16 protein-coding genes are annotated in these 18,194 nt (G+C 61.8%); 14 read left to right on the top strand and 2 right to left on the bottom strand.

What is annotated here, in order from left to right; genetic code table 11:
- Positions 1-11: 11 nt before the first annotated feature.
- The 3 genes from carB (at position 12) to BG60_RS28020 (ending at position 4,372) form a co-directional block, all read left to right on the top strand.
- Positions 12-3,266 (top strand): carbamoyl-phosphate synthase large subunit, encoded by a 3,255-nt coding sequence (gene carB, locus BG60_RS28030; protein WP_034473511.1) that lies wholly within the window; start codon positions 12-14, stop codon positions 3,264-3,266.
- A 114-nt stretch (positions 3,267-3,380) separates the two neighbouring features.
- Positions 3,381-3,857, top strand: a complete 477-nt coding sequence (gene greA, locus BG60_RS28025) for a transcription elongation factor GreA (RefSeq protein WP_008342047.1) — start codon at positions 3,381-3,383, stop codon at positions 3,855-3,857.
- Complete coding sequence (locus tag BG60_RS28020; RefSeq protein ID WP_008342046.1) at positions 3,857-4,372, top strand: DUF4149 domain-containing protein; 516 nt, start codon at positions 3,857-3,859, stop codon at positions 4,370-4,372. The genes greA and BG60_RS28020 overlap by 1 nt, the downstream gene beginning before the upstream one ends.
- A gap of 56 nt (positions 4,373-4,428) precedes the next feature.
- Here the strand turns inward: BG60_RS28020 and BG60_RS28015 are convergent, their stop codons facing one another.
- Positions 4,429-4,965 carry a YhbY family RNA-binding protein gene (locus tag BG60_RS28015; protein WP_034473509.1) on the bottom strand — a complete coding sequence of 179 codons (537 nt, stop codon included), beginning with the start codon at positions 4,963-4,965 and terminating at the stop codon, positions 4,429-4,431.
- A 285-nt stretch (positions 4,966-5,250) separates the two neighbouring features.
- Here BG60_RS28015 and BG60_RS28010 point away from each other — a divergent pair, with 285 nt between their 5' ends.
- The 11 genes from BG60_RS28010 to phoR all read left to right on the top strand — a co-directional run bounded on the left by BG60_RS28010 (position 5,251) and on the right by phoR (position 17,463).
- Positions 5,251-5,913 carry an RlmE family RNA methyltransferase gene (locus tag BG60_RS28010; RefSeq protein WP_008342044.1) on the top strand — a complete coding sequence of 221 codons (663 nt, stop codon included), beginning with the start codon at positions 5,251-5,253 and terminating at the stop codon, positions 5,911-5,913.
- A 185-nt stretch (positions 5,914-6,098) separates the two neighbouring features.
- Positions 6,099-7,985 (top strand): ATP-dependent zinc metalloprotease FtsH, encoded by a 1,887-nt coding sequence (ftsH, locus tag BG60_RS28005; RefSeq protein ID WP_008342043.1) that lies wholly within the window; start codon positions 6,099-6,101, stop codon positions 7,983-7,985.
- Positions 7,986-8,194: 209 nt separating this feature from the next.
- The gene (gene folP, locus BG60_RS28000; RefSeq protein ID WP_152563235.1) at positions 8,195-8,995 is read left to right on the top strand and encodes a dihydropteroate synthase; all 801 of its coding nucleotides are present in this window, start codon (positions 8,195-8,197) and stop codon (positions 8,993-8,995) included.
- 113 nt (positions 8,996-9,108) lie between these two features.
- Positions 9,109-10,470 (top strand): phosphoglucosamine mutase, encoded by a 1,362-nt coding sequence (glmM, locus tag BG60_RS27995; RefSeq protein WP_034473506.1) that lies wholly within the window; start codon positions 9,109-9,111, stop codon positions 10,468-10,470.
- Between the two features lie 221 nt (positions 10,471-10,691).
- Positions 10,692-11,723: a phosphate ABC transporter substrate-binding protein PstS gene (pstS, locus tag BG60_RS27990; protein ID WP_008342038.1), complete on the top strand. Its 1,032-nt coding sequence runs from the start codon at positions 10,692-10,694 to the stop codon at positions 11,721-11,723.
- A 126-nt stretch (positions 11,724-11,849) separates the two neighbouring features.
- Entirely contained in the window at positions 11,850-12,833 is a 984-nt protein-coding gene (gene pstC / locus BG60_RS27985; protein WP_008342037.1) for a phosphate ABC transporter permease PstC, read from the top strand.
- Positions 12,833-13,720 carry a phosphate ABC transporter permease PstA gene (pstA, locus tag BG60_RS27980; protein WP_008342035.1) on the top strand — a complete coding sequence of 296 codons (888 nt, stop codon included), beginning with the start codon at positions 12,833-12,835 and terminating at the stop codon, positions 13,718-13,720. Before pstC ends, pstA begins: the two co-directional genes overlap by 1 nt.
- 15 nt (positions 13,721-13,735) lie before the next feature.
- Positions 13,736-14,596 carry a phosphate ABC transporter ATP-binding protein PstB gene (gene pstB / locus BG60_RS27975; protein WP_008342032.1) on the top strand — a complete coding sequence of 287 codons (861 nt, stop codon included), beginning with the start codon at positions 13,736-13,738 and terminating at the stop codon, positions 14,594-14,596.
- Positions 14,597-14,634: 38 nt separating this feature from the next.
- Positions 14,635-15,339: a phosphate signaling complex protein PhoU gene (gene phoU, locus BG60_RS27970; RefSeq protein ID WP_008342031.1), complete on the top strand. Its 705-nt coding sequence runs from the start codon at positions 14,635-14,637 to the stop codon at positions 15,337-15,339.
- 45 nt (positions 15,340-15,384) lie between these two features.
- Complete coding sequence (gene phoB / locus BG60_RS27965; RefSeq protein WP_008342029.1) at positions 15,385-16,086, top strand: phosphate regulon transcriptional regulator PhoB; 702 nt, start codon at positions 15,385-15,387, stop codon at positions 16,084-16,086.
- Between the two features lie 63 nt (positions 16,087-16,149).
- A complete protein-coding gene (gene phoR / locus BG60_RS27960) occupies positions 16,150-17,463 on the top strand; it encodes a phosphate regulon sensor histidine kinase PhoR (RefSeq protein WP_008342027.1) in 1,314 nt (437 codons plus the stop codon).
- A gap of 187 nt (positions 17,464-17,650) precedes the next feature.
- On the opposite strand, the gene BG60_RS27955 is transcribed toward phoR, so the two are convergent.
- Positions 17,651-18,194, bottom strand: a 544-nt coding sequence (locus BG60_RS27955; protein ID WP_034473504.1) for an IS110 family transposase, incomplete at its 5' end; no start/stop codon positions are given.

Raw genomic sequence — 18,194 nt, 5'->3', positions numbered from 1 at the left:
AGAGCACAGTTATGCCGAAGCGCACAGACATCAAGAGCATCCTCATCATCGGCGCGGGTCCGATCATCATCGGCCAGGCGTGCGAGTTCGATTATTCGGGCGCGCAAGCATGCAAGGCGCTGCGTGAGGAAGGCTACAAGGTCATCCTCGTCAACAGCAATCCGGCGACGATCATGACGGATCCGAACACGGCCGACGTCACGTATATCGAGCCGATTTCGTGGGAAGTGGTCGAACGCATCATCGCGAAAGAGCGCCCGGACGCGATCCTGCCGACCATGGGCGGACAGACCGCGCTCAACTGCGCGCTCGACCTGTTCCATCACGGCGTGCTGGAAAAGTACAAGGTCGAGCTGATCGGTGCGTCGCCGGAAGCGATCGACAAGGCGGAAGACCGCCAGAAGTTCAAGGACGCGATGACGAAGATCGGCCTCGGTTCGGCCAAGTCGGGCATCGCGCATTCGATGGAAGAAGCGCTCGCCGTGCAGCAGCAGATCGCCGAAGCGACCGGCAGCGGCGGCTATCCGACCGTGATTCGTCCGTCGTTCACGCTGGGCGGCTCGGGCGGCGGCATCGCGTACAACAAGGAAGAGTTCGAAGAGATTTGCCGTCGCGGTCTCGATCTCTCGCCGACGCGCGAGCTGCTCATCGAAGAATCGCTGCTCGGCTGGAAAGAGTACGAGATGGAAGTCGTCCGCGATAAAAAGGACAACTGCATCATCGTCTGCTCGATCGAAAACCTCGACCCGATGGGCGTGCACACCGGCGATTCCATCACCGTCGCGCCGGCGCAGACGCTCACCGACAAAGAGTATCAAGTGCTGCGCAACGCGTCGCTCGCGGTGCTGCGCGAGATCGGGGTCGATACCGGCGGCTCGAACGTGCAGTTCGCGATCAACCCGAAGGACGGCCGCATGGTCGTCATCGAAATGAATCCACGCGTGTCGCGTTCGTCGGCGCTGGCATCGAAGGCAACGGGATTCCCGATCGCCAAGGTCGCCGCGAAGCTCGCGTGCGGCTACACGCTCGACGAACTCAAGAACGAAATCACCGGCGGACAAACGCCCGCATCGTTCGAACCGACGATCGATTATGTCGTGACGAAGGTGCCGCGCTTCGCGTTCGAGAAATTCCGCGAAGCGGATTCGCGCCTGACCACGCAGATGAAGTCCGTCGGCGAAGTCATGGCAATGGGCCGCACGTTCCAGGAATCGTTCCAGAAGGCGTTGCGCGGTCTGGAAGTCGGCGTCGACGGTCTCGATGAGAAGACCACGAGCCGCGACGAAGTCATCCGCGAAATTGGCGAGCCGGGTCCGGACCGCATCTGGTATCTCGGTGACGCCTTCCGTCTCGGCCTGACGATGGAAGAAATCTTCGAAGAGACGTCGATCGATCCGTGGTTCCTCGCGCAGATCGAACAGATCATCCTCAAGGAAAAGGCGCTCGAAGGCCGCACGCTCGCGAGCCTCACGCGTGACGAACTGCTGTATCTGAAGAAGAGCGGCTTCTCGGACCGGCGTCTGGCGAAGCTGACCGGTTCGACGCAAGCAGACGTGCGCAAGAAGCGTCACGAAATGAAGGTGCGCCCGGTGTACAAGCGCGTCGACACGTGCGCGGCCGAGTTCGCGACGAAGACCGCCTACATGTACTCGACGTACGAAGAAGAGTGCGAAGCGAATCCGACCGACAAGAAGAAGATCATGGTGCTGGGCGGCGGCCCGAACCGGATCGGGCAGGGCATCGAGTTCGACTACTGCTGCGTGCATGCCGCGCTCGCCATGCGCGAGGACGGCTATGAAACCATCATGGTCAACTGCAATCCGGAGACGGTTTCCACCGACTACGACACGTCCGACCGTCTGTACTTCGAATCGCTGACGCTCGAAGACGTGCTCGAAATCGTCGATCTGGAAAAGCCGGTCGGCGTGATCGTGCAGTACGGCGGCCAGACGCCGCTCAAGCTCGCGCTCGATCTGGAAGCGAACGGCGTGCCGATCATCGGCACGTCGCCGGACATGATCGACGCCGCCGAAGACCGCGAGCGCTTCCAGAAGCTGCTCAAGGATCTCGATCTGCGTCAGCCGCCGAATCGCACGGCGCGCGCCGAAGACGAAGCGCTGAAGCTCGCGGAGGAAATCGGTTATCCGCTGGTCGTGCGTCCGTCGTACGTGCTCGGCGGCCGCGCGATGGAAATCGTCCACGAGCCGCGCGACCTCGAGCGCTACATGCGCGAAGCCGTGAAGGTGTCGAACGATTCGCCGGTGCTGCTCGACCGCTTCCTGAACGACGCGATCGAATGCGACGTCGACTGCATCTCCGATGGCGACGACGTGTTCATCGGCGGCGTGATGGAGCACATCGAACAGGCGGGCGTGCACTCGGGCGACTCGGCTTGCTCGCTGCCGCCGTATTCGCTGTCGCAGGAAACCGTCGACGAACTGAAGCGGCAAACCGCCGCAATGGCGAAGGCACTGAACGTCATCGGCCTGATGAACGTGCAGTTCGCGATTCAGCAAGTCCCGCAAGACGACGGCTCCAAGAAGGACATCATCTACGTGCTGGAAGTGAATCCGCGCGCATCGCGCACGGTGCCGTACGTGTCGAAGGCAACCGGTTTGCCGCTCGCCAAGATCGCCGCTCGCGCGATGGTCGGCCAGAAGCTCAAGGCACAAGGCGTGACGAAGGAAGTCATTCCGCCGTACTTCAGCGTGAAGGAAGCGGTGTTCCCGTTCGTGAAGTTCCCGGCGGTCGATCCGGTGCTCGGACCCGAAATGCGCTCGACCGGCGAAGTGATGGGCGTGGGCCGCACGTTCGGCGAAGCACTCTTCAAGTCGCAGCTCGCGGCGGGCTCGCGTCTGCCGGAATCGGGCACGGTGCTTCTGACCGTGATGGACGCCGACAAGCCGAAGGCCGTCGAAGTCGCGCAGATGCTGCACGAGCTCGGCTATCCGATCGTCGCAACCAAGGGCACGGCCGCGGCCATCGCGGCGGCAGGCGTGCCGGTGAAGGTCGTCAACAAGGTGAAAGACGGCCGTCCGCACATCGTCGACATGATCAAGAACGGCGAGATCGCGCTCGTCTTCACGACCGTCGACGAAACGCGCGCCGCCATCGCCGATTCGCGCTCGATCCGCATGAGCGCGCAGGCCAACAAGGTCACGTACTACACGACGATGTCGGGAGCGCGCGCGGCGGTCGAAGGGTTGAGGTATCTCCGAGATTTGGAAGTCTATGATTTACAAGGCTTGCATGCTCGCCTAAACTAAGGCTTCGATTACTGGTCTAAGTATCACGAGCCGCGGTTAAGCGGCGTCTCCTGCTCTGTGGGAGATGCGCTTAACCGCGGTAATTTTTTTGACGAAATTGTTTGTGAGTGGTCTATGAGCACGATTCCTTTGACGAAGCGCGGCGCGGAGTTGCTGCGCGACGAATTGCAACGCCTGAAGGCCGTGGAGCGTCCGGCGGTCATCAACGCGATCGCGGAGGCGCGCGCGCAAGGCGACTTGTCGGAAAACGCGGAATACGACGCCGCGAAGGAAAAGCAGGGGTTCATCGAGGGCCGCATCGCGGAAATCGAGTCGAAGCTGGCCGCCGCGCAAGTGATCGATCCGACGCAGGTCGAAGCGGAAGGTCGCGTGGTGTTCGGCGCGACCGTCGAACTCGAGGACCTGGAATCGGGCGACATGGTGACGTATCAGATCGTCGGCGATGACGAAGCCGACATCGATCACGGCCTCATCTCCGTGAGCTCGCCGATCGCGCGCGCGCTGATCGCGAAGTCGGAAGGCGACGTGGCATCGGTGCAGGCGCCGAGCGGCGCACGCGAATACGAGATCATCGCGGTTCGCTACGTCTGATGGAGCACCGGCTCTTTCGCACCATCAGCATGGTCTGGGTCGGCAGTCTGCTGACCCTCGGTCTGGTCGCTGCGCCCGTGCTCTTTTCGATGCTCGACCGCACGTCGGCGGGCTCGGTGGCGGCGCAGCTCTTCCGCATCGAGGCGATCATCGGCGTGATCAGCGCGCTGGTGCTGATCCTCATCGGCAATCGCTTCGTGAAAAGCGGCATCGTCGATTACAAACGCGTGCGGTGGATCGTCGCGGTGATGCTCGTGTGCGTGCTGGTCGGCTATTTCGCCTTGCAGCCGTTCATGAACTCGCTGCGAATGGCGGCGCAGGAAGCGGGCACCGATCTCGCGAGCTCGCCGTATGCGAAGGAGTTCGGCATTCTGCACGGCCTATCCAGCGCGATCTATCTGATCGAATGCCTGTTCGGCATTGCGCTGGTGTGGCGCTTGCCGGGCGCGGCGCCCGTCAAGATCGTGCCGAAGGGGAAATCCGCCAAGGTGGCGGCGAAAAGAGCGCGAAGCTGAATCGCGCTTGCTCAGGACGGCGCGTGCGTTTCATTGGAAATGCACGCGCCGTTCGATCATTTGACCGTCTGATGCTGGCGCTTCGAGCTGGTCTGACGTTTCTTCGCGCGCTTCACGTTGCCGCCGGCGGTCACACGTTCGTTGCCCAGTACCTTCAGCGTCTGCTTTTTGGGTTTCTTGAACGCGGGCGCATCGCGGGTGATTTTCACTGCCCTCACCGTGCGCGGCGCGCGGCCCTTCGTCTCGCGTTCGGCGGCTTCGCCTGCGCTCGGAGGCATCGTGCTGCGCGTGCGGGTGGCGCGGGTTTTCGGAGCGGCGCCTTCGGGTCTCCAGATCACGAGCAGCTTGCCGATATGCTGAATAGGCGCGGCGTTCAGGCGATCGCAGATTTCGTCGTAGATTTCGACGCGTGCTTCGCGTTCGTCGCCGAATACGCGGACCTTGATGAGCTGATGCGCTTCCAGGTGGACGTTGATTTCCTTCAGCACGGCATCGGTCAGACCCTCCGCGCCGACGAGCACGACGGGCTTGAGCGCATGGGCCTGGGAGCGCAGATCGGCGCGTTCGGCGGGGGAGAGTTTAAGAGCTGGCATGAGAAATTTCGGACTCGACTAAAATGTGGGCGGCGTGAGGTAGATTCGCGAGGCGGTTTGAACACGCTGCAGCGAAAGCGCACGGCTTCGTGCCGGATCTTCGGCGCATCGGTCGCGCCACCGCCCACCAGAAACAGAACAGGCCGGATGCACGGGTTTTCGGAGCGCGAGCGCGCCGAGGACCGGTCCGGCCGACAAGACGCGTATTATCCGCTAAAAGCCTCGCGCGATGCAGCAAAATACGCACCGGGCGTGCTGTCAGCGCGCCACATGAGCTCAGTTTGAATGGCAAAGAACCGTTTTAATCATTCGTGGTTGCATGACCACATCAACGATCCCTACGTAAAGATGGCGCAGCGCGAGGGCTATCGCGCGCGCGCCGCATACAAGCTGAAGGAGATCGACGAGCAGGACAAACTCATCAAGCCGGGTCAGGTCATCGTCGATCTCGGCTCGACGCCCGGCTCCTGGAGCCAGTACGCGCGCAACAAACTCGCGCAGGGCGCGAAGCGCGATGCCGAGCGCCAGGGCGGCATCGACGGCACGATCATCGCGCTGGATATTCTGCCGATGGAGCCGATTTCGGACGTCACGTTCATCCAGGGCGACTTTCGCGAGGACGAAGTGCTTGCGCAACTCGATGAAATCGTCGGCGAGCGTCAGGTGGACCTTGTAATCTCCGACATGGCCCCCAACCTCTCAGGCGTGGCGAGTGCGGATGCCGCGCGCATCGAGCATCTATGCGATCTGGCGCTGGAGTTCGCGCAGAACCATCTGAAACCGGAGGGTGCGCTGCTGGTCAAATGTTTTCACGGCAGCGGATACAGCCAGATCGTTGAGAAGTTCAAGCAACAGTTCAAGGTGGTTGCGCCACGCAAGCCGAAAGCTTCTCGCGACAAATCGTCGGAGACTTTTATTCTCGGGCGGCGGCTCAAGCAACCGAACTGAACGGCCCGCTCGAGCGATTCGGCGAATTACGGCGATATTTTCGCGGAATATGCCGAAAACAACCTCTCTGCCGCTATTTGTGCGGTAGTTAAACCTTATGGCAGGGGTTAGCGGTCTGGATTAGAATGCTTTGGTGGCGTCGCAAGGTTTATGTAGGCGCCCGTCTATGAGTGAGGAGTGGTGCTTTGAACAACAATATGTTCTCTAAAGCGGCAGTGTGGCTCGTGATCGCACTGGTGCTGTTTACGGTGTTCAAGCAGTTCGATAAGCCCCGCGTCCAGGAAGGTGTGTCCTATTCGCAGTTCATGGACGACGCGAAGAACGGCAAAGTCAAGAACGTCACCGTTCAGGGCCGCAATCTGACGGTCACTCCGAACGACGGCCAGAAGTACCAGATCGTGTCGCCCGGCGACATATGGATGGTCGGCGACTTGATGAAATACGGCGTTCAGGTCAGCGGCAAGGCTGACGATGAACCGAATGCGCTCGTCTCCGCGCTGTACTACCTCGGACCTACGATCCTGATCATCGGCTTCTGGTTCTACATGATGAGGCAGATGCAGGGAGGCGGCAAAGGCGGGGCGTTTTCGTTCGGCAAGTCGCGAGCGCGGCTGATCGACGAAAACAACAACGCAATCAATTTCACCGACGTCGCGGGTTGCGACGAAGCCAAGGAAGAAGTCTCGGAACTCGTGGACTTCCTGCGCGACCCGCAGAAATTCCAAAAGCTCGGCGGACGCATTCCGCGCGGCGTGCTGCTGGTCGGCCCGCCGGGAACCGGTAAGACGCTGCTGGCGCGCGCCATCGCGGGCGAAGCGAAAGTGCCGTTCTTCAGCATTTCGGGTTCAGACTTCGTCGAAATGTTCGTCGGCGTGGGCGCGGCTCGTGTGCGCGACATGTTCGAGCAGGCGAAGAAGCATGCGCCGTGTATCGTGTTCATCGACGAAATCGACGCGGTTGGCCGTCATCGCGGCGCCGGCATGGGCGGCGGCAACGACGAGCGCGAGCAGACGCTGAACCAGATGCTCGTCGAGATGGACGGCTTCGAGGCGAATTCCGGTGTGATCGTGATCGCGGCGACGAACCGTTCGGACGTGCTGGACAAGGCGCTGCTCCGTCCGGGCCGTTTCGACCGTCAGGTCTATGTCGGTCTGCCGGATATCCGCGGCCGCGAGCACATCATGAAGGTGCACCTGCGCAAGGTGCCTATCGCGAACGACGTCGATGCATCGGTCATCGCGCGCGGCACGCCGGGTTTCTCGGGCGCCGATCTCGCGAATCTCGTGAACGAGGCTGCGCTGTTCGCGGCGCGTCGCGGCAAGCGCATCGTCGAGATGCAGGATTTCGAGGACGCGAAGGACAAGATCTTCATGGGTCCGGAGCGCAAATCGGCTGTGATGCGCGAAGAAGAGCGTCGCAATACGGCATACCACGAGTCGGGTCACGCGGTGGTTGCGAAGCTGCTTCCGCATGCCGATCCGGTGCACAAGGTCACGATCATGCCGCGCGGCTGGGCGCTGGGCGTTACGTGGCAGTTGCCCGAGCATGACCGCGTGAACCTGTATCGCGACAAGATGCTGGAGGAAATCGCGATCCTGTTCGGTGGCCGCGCAGCGGAGGAAGTGTTCCTGAATTCGATGTCGACCGGTGCGTCGAACGACTTCGAGCGCGCAACGAAGATGGCGCGCGACATGGTGACGCGCTACGGCATGTCCGACGTGCTCGGCACGATGGTCTACGTCGATACGGAAGACAACGGCATGTTCGGCAAGATGGGCGCGAAGTCGGTGTCCGAAGCCACGCAGCAGAAGGTCGATGCGGAAATCCGCCGCATCCTCGACGAGCAATATGCGCTCGCCCGGAAGCTGCTGGAAGACAACCGCGACAAGGTCGAAGCGATGACCAAGGCGCTGCTCGAATGGGAAACCATCGACGCGGACCAGATTGGCGACATCATGTCGGATCGTCCGCCGCGTCCGCCGAAGAACATGCCGCCGCCGTCCGGCGACACGCCATCCGGTGGTAGCAGCGGCACCGAGGTCAAACCGGGCAACGCGCCGGCAACGGCCTGAGTTTCCTGCATGAGTTCATGGGCCGGTGTGCATAGCACGCCGGCCCATTTTCACTTTATGGCGTCCGTTTTTAATCAGGTGCTGAACGCGGCGCCGTCTCCGTCCCTCCGTTCCGTTCTATCCGCTTGGCCACTTCAACCCCATCCCCGATTTCAGCCGCGCCGCTCCAATGCGGACGCTTCACGCTGACCTTCGACCGCCCGCTCGTCATGGGCATTCTCAACGTTACGCCGGACTCGTTCTCCGATGGCGGCCGCTTCATTTCGCGCGACGCCGCACTGGCTCGCGCCGAGCAGATGCTCGCCGACGGCGCCGACATGATCGATATCGGCGGTGAATCCACGCGTCCCGGCGCGCCGCCCGTGCCGCTCGACGACGAACTCGAGCGCGTGGTGCCGATAGTCGAGGCATTGCGCGCCGTTCGAGTGCCGCTTTCCGTCGACACGTACAAACCAGCCGTGATGCGCGCCGCGCTCGACGCCGGCGCGGACATGATCAACGACATCTGGGGCTTGCGTCAGGACGGCGCGATCGACGCCGTCAAGGGCAGCAACTGCGGACTTTGCGTGATGCACATGCTCGGCGAGCCGCGCACAATGCAGCTTCACGAGCCGGTGTACGAAGACGTCGTCGCCGACGTGCGCGCGTTCTTCGCGGAGCGCGTCGCCGCACTCGGGCGCGCGGGCATTGCGACAGACCGCATCAGTCTCGATCCGGGTTACGGCTTCGGCAAGACGGTCGAGCATAATTACGCGTTGCTCGCGCATCTCACGGACACGTCGCCCGCCGGGACGAACTTTCCGTTGCTCGCGGGCATGTCGCGCAAGTCGATGCTTGGCGCCGTCACCGGACGCGGCGCGGGCGAGCGGCTCGCGGCGAGCGTCGCCGCGGCGGTGTGCGCCGCAGAGCGGGGCGCGGCCATCATCCGCGTCCACGATGTCGCCGAAACCGTCGATGCGCTGAAAGTCTGGCAGGCAACAAAGAATGCTGCCGGGAATGGGCATTATTGACACTGGCCTCATTCATCAGCAATTTGGGCGCAGGCGCGCGCCGATAGAACTCATTAACTAAAATCGTGGACCGATACGATGCGCCGAACGGTCGCGAGGAGGGTCAAGCAACAATGGCACGTCAATATTTTGGAACCGACGGCATCCGCGGCCGCGTAGGCGTCGCGCCGATCACGCCGGATTTCGTACTCAAGCTCGGCTACGGGGCCGGAAAGGTGCTTGCGGGCGCCGACCGCGCACAGCAAAAGAAGGGCAATCGTCCGACGGTATTGATCGGCAAGGACACGCGCGTGTCGGGCTACATGCTCGAAGCCGCGCTGGAATCCGGCTTTTCGGCGGCGGGTGTCGACGTGATGCTGGCCGGCCCGATGCCGACGCCTGGCGTCGCCTATCTGACGCGTGCACTGCGGCTGTCGGCGGGCGTCGTGATCAGCGCGTCGCACAATCCGTACGACGACAACGGCATCAAATTTTTCTCCGCCGACGGCAACAAGCTGCCCGACGAAGTCGAACTGGAAATCGAGCGCCAGCTCGAGCAGCCGATGGAATGCGCGCCTTCCGAGCGCCTCGGTAAAGCCCGGCGTCTGGATGATGCAGGCGGACGCTACATCGAATTCTGCAAGAGCACCTTTCCCGCGAGTTTCGACTTGCGCGGTCTGAAGCTCGTCGTCGATTGCGCGCACGGCGCCGCATATGACGTCGCGCCGCACGTTTTCCATGAACTCGGCGCGGAAGTCGTGTCGATCGGCGTGTCGCCGAACGGCTTCAACATCAACGACGGCGTTGGCGCGACCGCCCCGGACGCGCTCGTGCGCGCGGTGGTCGAGCACAAGGCGGATATCGGCATCGCGCTCGACGGCGACGCGGACCGTCTGCAGGTCGTCGATTCGTCCGGCCGTCTCTATAACGGCGACGAATTGCTCTACGTGCTGGTCAAGGATCGCATCGCGACCGATGGCAAGGTGGAAGGCGCAGTCGGCACGCTGATGACCAACATGGCCGTCGAGGTGGCGCTGAAGGAGGCGGGCGTGCAGTTCGTGCGCGCGGCGGTCGGCGACCGCTACGTCCTCGAAAAATTGCGCGAGAACGGCTGGCTGCTGGGCGCGGAAGGCTCGGGCCACATCCTTTCGCTGGACCGTCACTCGACCGGCGACGGCATCGTCTCGGCGCTCCTCGTGCTAGCAGCGATCCAGCGCAGCGGCAAGTCGCTCGCCGATCTGCTTCGCGGCGTCAGCCTGTTCCCGCAAAAGCTCATCAACGTGCGGATGAGCGCGGGCGCGGACTGGAAAGGCAGCGCCGCGATTCGCCGCGCGGTCGAGCAAGCCGAGCAATCCCTCCAATCGCACGGCCGCGTCTTGATTCGCGCGTCGGGAACCGAACCGGTCTTGCGCGTGATGGTGGAAGCATCGGCGCAACAGGACGCGGTTCGATACGCGGAAACGATTGCGCAGGTCGTAAAGGACGCGACTTCGTAGGCGTTCACTGAAGTTCGTCGCGTTTCGCTAAAAGCGGGCTTCGGCCCGCTTTTTTATTTGCGCCGCTGGCTTGACGGATCGGCTGTGATCAAACTTTCAGCACGTAAGCGCATTGACATGCTGGCTTCACGATTAGTCATATTACTGTCACAGACTCCTCCTATATTTCGCGGTGTCGTCTACACGCTCACGCGACACACGCTCACTACTGGAGATTAAGAATGAAATTGATGCAAACCGCGCTGGCCGGCCTGATTGGTGCAGTGTTCGCCATCTCCGCTCAAGCAGCCGACATCACCGGCGCGGGTTCCACCTTTGCAGCGCCGATCTACACGAAGTGGGCGGACGCCTACCAGAAAACGGGCGGCGGCAAGGTGAACTACCAAGGCATCGGCTCGTCGGGCGGTATCAAGCAAATCATCGCGAAGACCGTGGATTTCGCGGGCTCGGACGCTCCGCTGAAAGACGACGAACTCGCGAAGAACGGCCTGTTCCAGTTCCCGACGGTCGTCGGCGGCGTGGTGCCGGTCATCAACGTGCCGGGCGTGAAGGCTGGCGAAGTGACGCTATCGGGCCAGGTGCTCGGCGACATCTACCTCGGCAAGATCAAGAAGTGGAACGACCCGGAAATCGCCGCGCTGAACCCGAAGGTCAAGCTGCCGGATACGGACATCGCGGTCGTGCGGCGCGCCGACGGCTCCGGCACGAGCTTCATCTGGACGAACTATCTGTCGAAGGTGAACACCGAGTGGAAGTCGAAGGTCGGCGAAGGTTCGACGGTCAACTGGCCGACGGGCACGGGCGGCAAGGGCAACGACGGCGTCGCGGCATTCGTGCAGCGTCTGCCGGGCGCGATCGGCTACGTCGAATGGGCGTACGCGAAGCAGAACAAGATGACCTACGTCGGCATGAAGAATTCGGCCGGCACGGTCGTCGAGCCGAAGACCGACACGTTCAAGGCAGCGGCAGCGGGCGCGGACTGGTCGAAGTCGTTCTATCAGATTCTGACGGACGAGCCGGGCAAGAACGCATGGCCGATCGTCGGCGCGACCTTCGTGCTGCTGCACGCGACGCAAGAGAAGCCGGCGCAGGGCACGGAAACGCTGAAATTCTTCGACTGGGCGTTCAAGAACGGCGGCCAGGCTGCGAACGATCTCGACTATATCTCGCTGCCGGATTCGGTCGTCGCCGAAATCAAGACGCAATGGAAGGCGAAGGTCAAGGACGCATCGGGCAAGGCGGTCGCGGAATAAGGGAAGCAAGCAGTCGTTTGAAACTGTCCTAAGCTTCTGATTCGCGGGACAGCAACGCAGCAAGGAAGCCGCGCGGCGAGCCAACGTTCGCCGCGCGGTCTGACACGTAGCGAAACCAAGGCTCCCATGTCGGACATCAACCTATCGTCGGCCGTGCCGGCGGCGCATACGCAGCGCGCGCCGAGCCGCATCGGCGACATCATTTTCGGCGGCGTGACGCGGCTTGCGGCTGTCATCACGCTGCTCCTGCTCGGCGGCATCATCGTTTCGCTGATCATCGCGTCGATGCCGACCATTCAGAAATTCGGCCTCTCGTTCCTCTGGCGTTCGGAATGGGATCCGCCCAGCGACTCGTTCGGGGCGCTCGTGCCCATCTACGGCACGATTGCGACGTCGATCATCGCGCTCATCATCGCGGTGCCGGTGAGCTTCGGCATCGCGCTCTTTCTGACCGAACTGTCGCCCGCGTGGCTGCGCCGTCCGCTCGGCGTCGCGATCGAACTTCTCGCGGCGATTCCGTCGATCGTCTACGGCATGTGGGGCCTGCTCGTGTTCGCGCCGATCTTCGCGCAATACTTCGAAAAGCCCCTCGGCAAGCTGCTCGGCGACGTGCCCCTGATCGGCATCTTCTTTCAAGGCGCGCCGATCGGCATCGGCATTCTGTGCGCCGGCGTGATTCTCGCGATCATGATCATTCCGTACATCGCATCCGTGATGCGCGACGTGTTCGAAGTGACGCCCGTGCTGCTGAAGGAATCGGCATACGGCATCGGCTGCACGACGTGGGAAGTCATGTGGAAGATCGTGCTGCCCTATACGCGCGCCGGCGTGATCGGCGGCGTCATGCTCGGCCTCGGCCGCGCGCTCGGCGAGACGATGGCTGTGACGTTCGTCATCGGCAATACGAACCTGCTCGACAACGTGTCGCTCTTCTCGCCCGGCAACAGCATCACCTCGGCGCTCGCGAACGAATTCGCGGAAGCGAGTCCGGGCCTGCATACGTCGGCGTTGATGGAGCTCGGTCTGATTCTTTTCGTCATCACGTTCTTCGTGCTCGCGCTCTCGAAGCTGATGCTTCTGCGCATGGAACGCGGGGAGGGCCGTAAATAATGAGCCGTCCCGCTACGTTCAACCAGGATTCGAGCCGCGTGGAAGCCACGCGTCAGAAGCTGCAGCGCCGCCGCCGCGGCACGAACGCGGTTGCGCTGACGCTCTCGCTCGCCGCGATGGCCTTCGGCCTCATCTGGCTCGTGTGGATTCTCTTCACGACGCTCAGGCTCGGCATCGGCGGGTTGTCGGTCGATCTGTTCACGCAATCGACGCCGCCGCCGAACACCGATGGCGGCGGTCTCGCCAACGCGATCGTCGGCTCGCTGATGCTCGTCGTGCTCGCAACGTTCGTCGGCACGCCGCTCGGCATTCTCGCGGGCGTCTACCTCGCGGAGTACGGCCAGAAGCGCTGGCTCGCGAGCGTCACGCGCTTCATCAACGACATCTTGCTGTCGGCGCCTTCGATCGTCGTCGGTCTCTTCGTGTATGCGATCGTCGTCGCGAAGATGGGCCGCTTCTCGGGCTGGGCCGGCGTGATCGCGCTGGCGCTGCTGCAGATTCCGATCGTGATCCGCACGACGGAAAACATGCTGAAGCTCGTGCCGAACGCATTGCGCGAAGCCGCGTTCGCACTCGGTACGCCCAAGTGGAAGATGGTGATGTCGATCACGCTGAAGGCGTCGGTGGGCGGCATCGTGACGGGCGTGTTGCTGGCGGTCGCGCGTATCGCGGGCGAAACCGCGCCGCTGCTTTTCACGGCGCTGTCGAATCAATTTTTCTCGTGGGACATGAACCAGCCGGTGGCCAATTTGCCGGTGACGATCTACAAGTTCGCGATGAGTCCGTTCCCGCAGTGGCAATCGCTCGCGTGGGCCGGTGTGTTCCTGATTACGCTCGGCGTGCTGGGTCTGAATATCCTGGCGCGCGCGATCTTCTCGAAGAAATAAGGGTGGAGTGATTCCATGAACATGGTCGAAAGCGGTGTCAACCACCAGGAAAAGCAGATCGAGCGCGGACCGGTGCCGGGCAGCGTGCGCCCGACGCACAGTTCGCAGCCTGCCGATTCCATCAAGCCGAAGATCGAGGTGAACAACCTCAACTTCTTCTACAACAAGTATCACGCGCTGAAGAACATCAACCTGCGCATTCCCGAGAAGAAAGTGACGGCGTTCATCGGTCCGTCGGGCTGCGGCAAGTCCACGCTTCTGCGCACGTTCAACAAGATGTATGCGCTTTATCCGGAGCAGCGCGCCGAAGGCGAAATCCTGATGGACGGCACGAACCTGCTCGACACGACGAAGGATATTTCGCTCCTGCGCGCGCGCGTCGGCATGGTGTTCCAGAAGCCGACGCCGTTCCCGATGTCGATCTACGACAACATCGCGTTCGGCGTGAAGATGTTCGAGCAACTGTCGCGCTCGGAAATGGATGACCGCGTCGAATGGGCGCTCACGAAAGCCGCGCTCTGGACCGAAGTAAAGGACAAGTTGCAGCAAAGCGGCTACGGTCTGTCGGGTGGCCAGCAGCAGCGTCTGTGCATCGCGCGCGGCATCGCGATTCGTCCGGAAGTGCTGCTGCTGGACGAACCTTGCTCGGCGCTCGACCCGATTTCGACGGGCCGTATCGAAGAGCTGATCGCCGAACTGAAAAGCGATTACACGGTTGTCATCGTCACGCACAACATGCAGCAGGCGGCGCGTTGTTCGGACTACACTGCCTATATGTATCTCGGTGAATTGATCGAGTTCGGCGACACCGAAAAGATCTTCATCAAGCCGGCCCGCAAGGAAACGGAAGACTACATCACGGGCCGCTTCGGCTGATCGTCAGCCAGGTGAAACAGAAGGCTTAAGGAGCATATATGTCCGATAAACATCTTTCGAGCCAGTTCGACGCCGATCTCAACGCGGTGTCGTCGAAAGTGCTGGAAATGGGCGGTCTGGTCGAGTCGCAGATCATCGCGGCGATGCAGGCGCTGAACGAATTCGACATCGGCATCGCGGATCAGGTGATCGCGGCCGAAGCGCGTCTGAACATGATGGAAGTCGAGATCGACGAAGAGTGCAGCAACATCATCGCGCGCCGTCAGCCGGCTGCGCGTGACTTGCGTCTGTTGATGGCGATCTCGAAGACGATCACGAATCTCGAACGCGCCGGCGACGAAGCGGAGAAGATCGCCAAGCGCGTGAAGCGCATCAACGAAGACGGCGCGGGCCGCACGGTGAACATCGCCGAGATCAAGCTGTCGGGCGAAATGGCGGTATCGATCCTGCGCCGCGCGCTCGATGCGTTCGCGCGTCTCGACACGGTTGCCGCCGCGCAGATCGTGCGCGACGACAAGGCCATCGACGAGGAATTCCGCGCCTTCGTGCGCAAGCTCGTGACGTACATGATGGAAGATCCGCGCACGATTTCGGCGGGCCTCGATTATCTGTTCATCGCGAAAGCGGTGGAGCGCATCGGCGATCACGCGAAGAACATCGCTGAGTTCATCATCTACATCGTCAAGGGCACCGACGTGCGGCATATTTCGCGCGATCAGCTCGAACGTGAGGCGCTGAGTTAATCGCGCGCAATCGTTTCATTTCAAGCAAAAGGTCAAGAGGTGCCGATGCCCAGCAGTATCCTCGTCGTCGAAGACGAACCCGCGATCTCCGAACTGATTTCGGTGAACCTTCAACATGCGGGACATTGCCCGATTCGTGCGTATAACGCGGAACAGGCGCAAAACCTGATCAGCGACGTGCTGCCCGATCTCGTGTTGCTCGACTGGATGTTGCCGGGCAAGTCGGGCATCGCGTTCGCGCGAGAGCTGCGCAACAACGAGCGCACGAAGCACATTCCGATCATCATGCTGACAGCGCGCGGCGACGAGCAGGACAAGGTGCTCGGCCTCGAAATCGGCGCGGACGATTACGTCACGAAGCCGTTCTCGCCGAAGGAACTGATGGCGCGCATCAAGGCGGTGTTGCGCCGGCGCGCGCCGCAGTTGACCGAAGACGTCGTCGCGATCAACGGGCTGCGTCTCGATCCGGCGACGCATCGCGTGGCGGCGAGTCATTCGGGCAACGACATCAAGCTCGATCTCGGTCCGACGGAATTTCGCCTGCTGCACTTTTTCATGACGCATCCTGAGCGCGTGCACAGCCGCACGCAATTGCTGGATCAGGTGTGGGGCGATCACGTGTTCGTCGAAGAGCGCACGGTCGATGTGCATATCAAGCGTCTGCGTGCTGCGCTCAAGCCGGCGGGTTGCGATGCTATGATCGAAACGGTGCGCGGCAGCGGATACCGGCTTGCGAAGAGCGCCTGAGTTCTGCTTCAACGTTATCCGCTTTAACTTGCCGCATCAACGTCACTCAGACTCACCGACAACATGAACATCATCTGGACGCGTGCGATCGTGTCCCTCGCGCTGCTCGCCGCGCTCTGCGCCGCGATCGGCGCATTCGCGGGCTTGCGCATCGCGCTTGCCTTCGCGGTGCTCATGCTCGTCGTGCAGGGCTTCTTCGTCACGTATCACATGCAGCGCCTCTGGCGTCTGCTCGAAGCGCCGGTCTACGGCGAGGTGCCGAGCGCCCTCGGCATCTGGGGCGAGATCTACTATCGCCTGCACAAGCTCGCGAAGCGCTGGCACGCGCAAGTGCGTCAGGTCGAGCAACAGCATGCGCGCTTCATTCAGGCGATCCAGGCGTCACCGAACGGCGTCGCGATGCTCGACGATCACGATCAGATCGAGTGGTGTAACGACATCGCCGAGAAGCACTTCGGTCTCGATGCGAAGCGCGACTTGCGCCAGCACATCACGCATCTCGTGCGCAATCCCGATTTCGTCCGCTATCTGAACGCGCACCACTACGAAGAGATGCTCGTGATGCGCGGCATGGGCGTGAATCGCAAATACACGGTTTCGGTGCAGGTGTTTCCGTACGGCGACAATCGCAAGCTGCTTCTGACGCAAGACATTACCGAACTGGAGCGCACGGATTCGATGCGCCGCGATTTCGTCGCCAATGTCTCGCATGAGTTGAAGACGCCGCTTACCGTGCTATCCGGCTTTCTCGAAACCATGCGTGAGTTGCCGCTCGATGAAGCCGATCGCATGCGTTATCTCGACATGATGGAGCAGCAGGCGTCGCGCATGCAGAACATCGTGCGCGATCTGCTCGTGCTCGCGAATCTCGAAGGCGACATGCGGCCGCCTGGCGATGAACTGCTGGATATGCGCGCCGTGCTGCGTCATTTGGAAGACGACGCGAACAATCTGTCGAACGGGCGCCATCGCATCACGTTTCATAGCGACGATGCGCTGACGGTTGCGGGCGTCGAGACCGAAGTGATGAGCGCGCTCGGCAATCTCGTGACCAACGCCGTGCGTTATACGCCTGATGGCGGGACCATCGAGGTGACGTGGCAGCGCATGAAGGATCGTGCGGTTTTCACGGTGCGGGATACGGGGCTCGGGATTCCTGCGGAGCATATTCCGCGTTTGACGGAGCGGTTTTATCGAGTGGATCGGAGCCGGTCGCGGGATACGGGGGGGACAGGGCTTGGGCTTGCCATCGTCAAGCATGTGCTGCAACGGCACGGTGCAGAGCTCGACGTTAAAAGCGAAGTGGGGAAGGGGAGTATGTTTATCGTGAGGTTTCCGGGGTCGCGGACAGCGTTTAGGAAGTCGCTTGCGGCTTGAGTGGGTTCTGGTGATTGTCGCCGGATCCCGTTGTCGTGTCGGGCTTGTGCTTGTTTGCTTCCGCTTTCGTAGAATCCTGTTTTCGCGTCGGTCTATTAGCACTGCCCCTGTGCGGGGCGGCAGTCACTTTCTTTGCTGCTGCAAAGAAAGTAACTGTATTGAGCGTCAAGGGTTGAGTTGGTAAGGATCATGGTTTTGGGGGATTCCAAGTTGTGCCGTCGCGCATCATGGCGTTGAGCTGGGTGGGCATCTTGCGCATTGCTGCGACGAATGCGACTTTGGTCTTTTTGCCTCTGGCGCGCAGGCGGTCGCAAAACGCCTTGATGTGCGCGTTGGATCGCTGGGCGGCGACGCAGGCCATGTAGAGGGCGCGCCGCACGATGGGGCGGCCGCCCGAGACGTGTCGCTGGCCGCAGTGAGCGCCGCTATCGGAATTGAACGGGGCGAGCCCGGCGAGCGAGGCGATTTCGCGGGCGTTGAGGGTTCCGAGTTCGGGCAGAAAGGCAATGAGCACGGCCGCGGCGCCTTTGCCGATGCCGGGCACCGAGCGCAGCACGGCCTCGGTCTTGCGCCAGAGATCGTTGGCGTGCAGGAAGGCGTCGATGTCGCGATCGGCGTCCTTGATGCGCTGTGAGATGAAGCGAATGAACTCATCGATGCTTGGCAAAGCGGATTTATGAGCGCGTTTGCGGCGATTTTGCTCGGCGGTGAGCATCTCGATGAGCTGTGCA

The organism is Caballeronia zhejiangensis (assembly GCF_000698575.1).
Lineage (GTDB): Bacteria > Pseudomonadota > Gammaproteobacteria > Burkholderiales > Burkholderiaceae > Caballeronia > Caballeronia zhejiangensis.
This window is presented reverse-complemented; position numbering and strand designations above follow the sequence as displayed.

Excerpts from the sequence above, each read along its gene's own strand:
- carB (WP_034473511.1), top strand. The coding sequence starts at position 12 with ATGCCGAAGCGCACAGACATCAAGAGCATCCTCATCATCGGCGCGGGT.
- greA (WP_008342047.1), top strand. The coding sequence starts at position 3,381 with ATGAGCACGATTCCTTTGACGAAGCGCGGCGCGGAGTTGCTGCGCGAC.
- BG60_RS28020 (WP_008342046.1), top strand. The coding sequence starts at position 3,857 with ATGGAGCACCGGCTCTTTCGCACCATCAGCATGGTCTGGGTCGGCAGT.
- BG60_RS28015 (WP_034473509.1), bottom strand. The coding sequence starts at position 4,965 with ATGCCAGCTCTTAAACTCTCCCCCGCCGAACGCGCCGATCTGCGCTCC.
- BG60_RS28010 (WP_008342044.1), top strand. The coding sequence starts at position 5,251 with ATGGCAAAGAACCGTTTTAATCATTCGTGGTTGCATGACCACATCAAC.
- folP (WP_152563235.1), top strand. The coding sequence starts at position 8,195 with ATGGGCATTCTCAACGTTACGCCGGACTCGTTCTCCGATGGCGGCCGC.
- glmM (WP_034473506.1), top strand. The coding sequence starts at position 9,109 with ATGGCACGTCAATATTTTGGAACCGACGGCATCCGCGGCCGCGTAGGC.
- pstS (WP_008342038.1), top strand. The coding sequence starts at position 10,692 with ATGAAATTGATGCAAACCGCGCTGGCCGGCCTGATTGGTGCAGTGTTC.
- pstC (WP_008342037.1), top strand. The coding sequence starts at position 11,850 with ATGTCGGACATCAACCTATCGTCGGCCGTGCCGGCGGCGCATACGCAG.
- pstA (WP_008342035.1), top strand. The coding sequence starts at position 12,833 with ATGAGCCGTCCCGCTACGTTCAACCAGGATTCGAGCCGCGTGGAAGCC.
- pstB (WP_008342032.1), top strand. The coding sequence starts at position 13,736 with ATGAACATGGTCGAAAGCGGTGTCAACCACCAGGAAAAGCAGATCGAG.
- phoU (WP_008342031.1), top strand. The coding sequence starts at position 14,635 with ATGTCCGATAAACATCTTTCGAGCCAGTTCGACGCCGATCTCAACGCG.
- phoB (WP_008342029.1), top strand. The coding sequence starts at position 15,385 with ATGCCCAGCAGTATCCTCGTCGTCGAAGACGAACCCGCGATCTCCGAA.
- phoR (WP_008342027.1), top strand. The coding sequence starts at position 16,150 with ATGAACATCATCTGGACGCGTGCGATCGTGTCCCTCGCGCTGCTCGCC.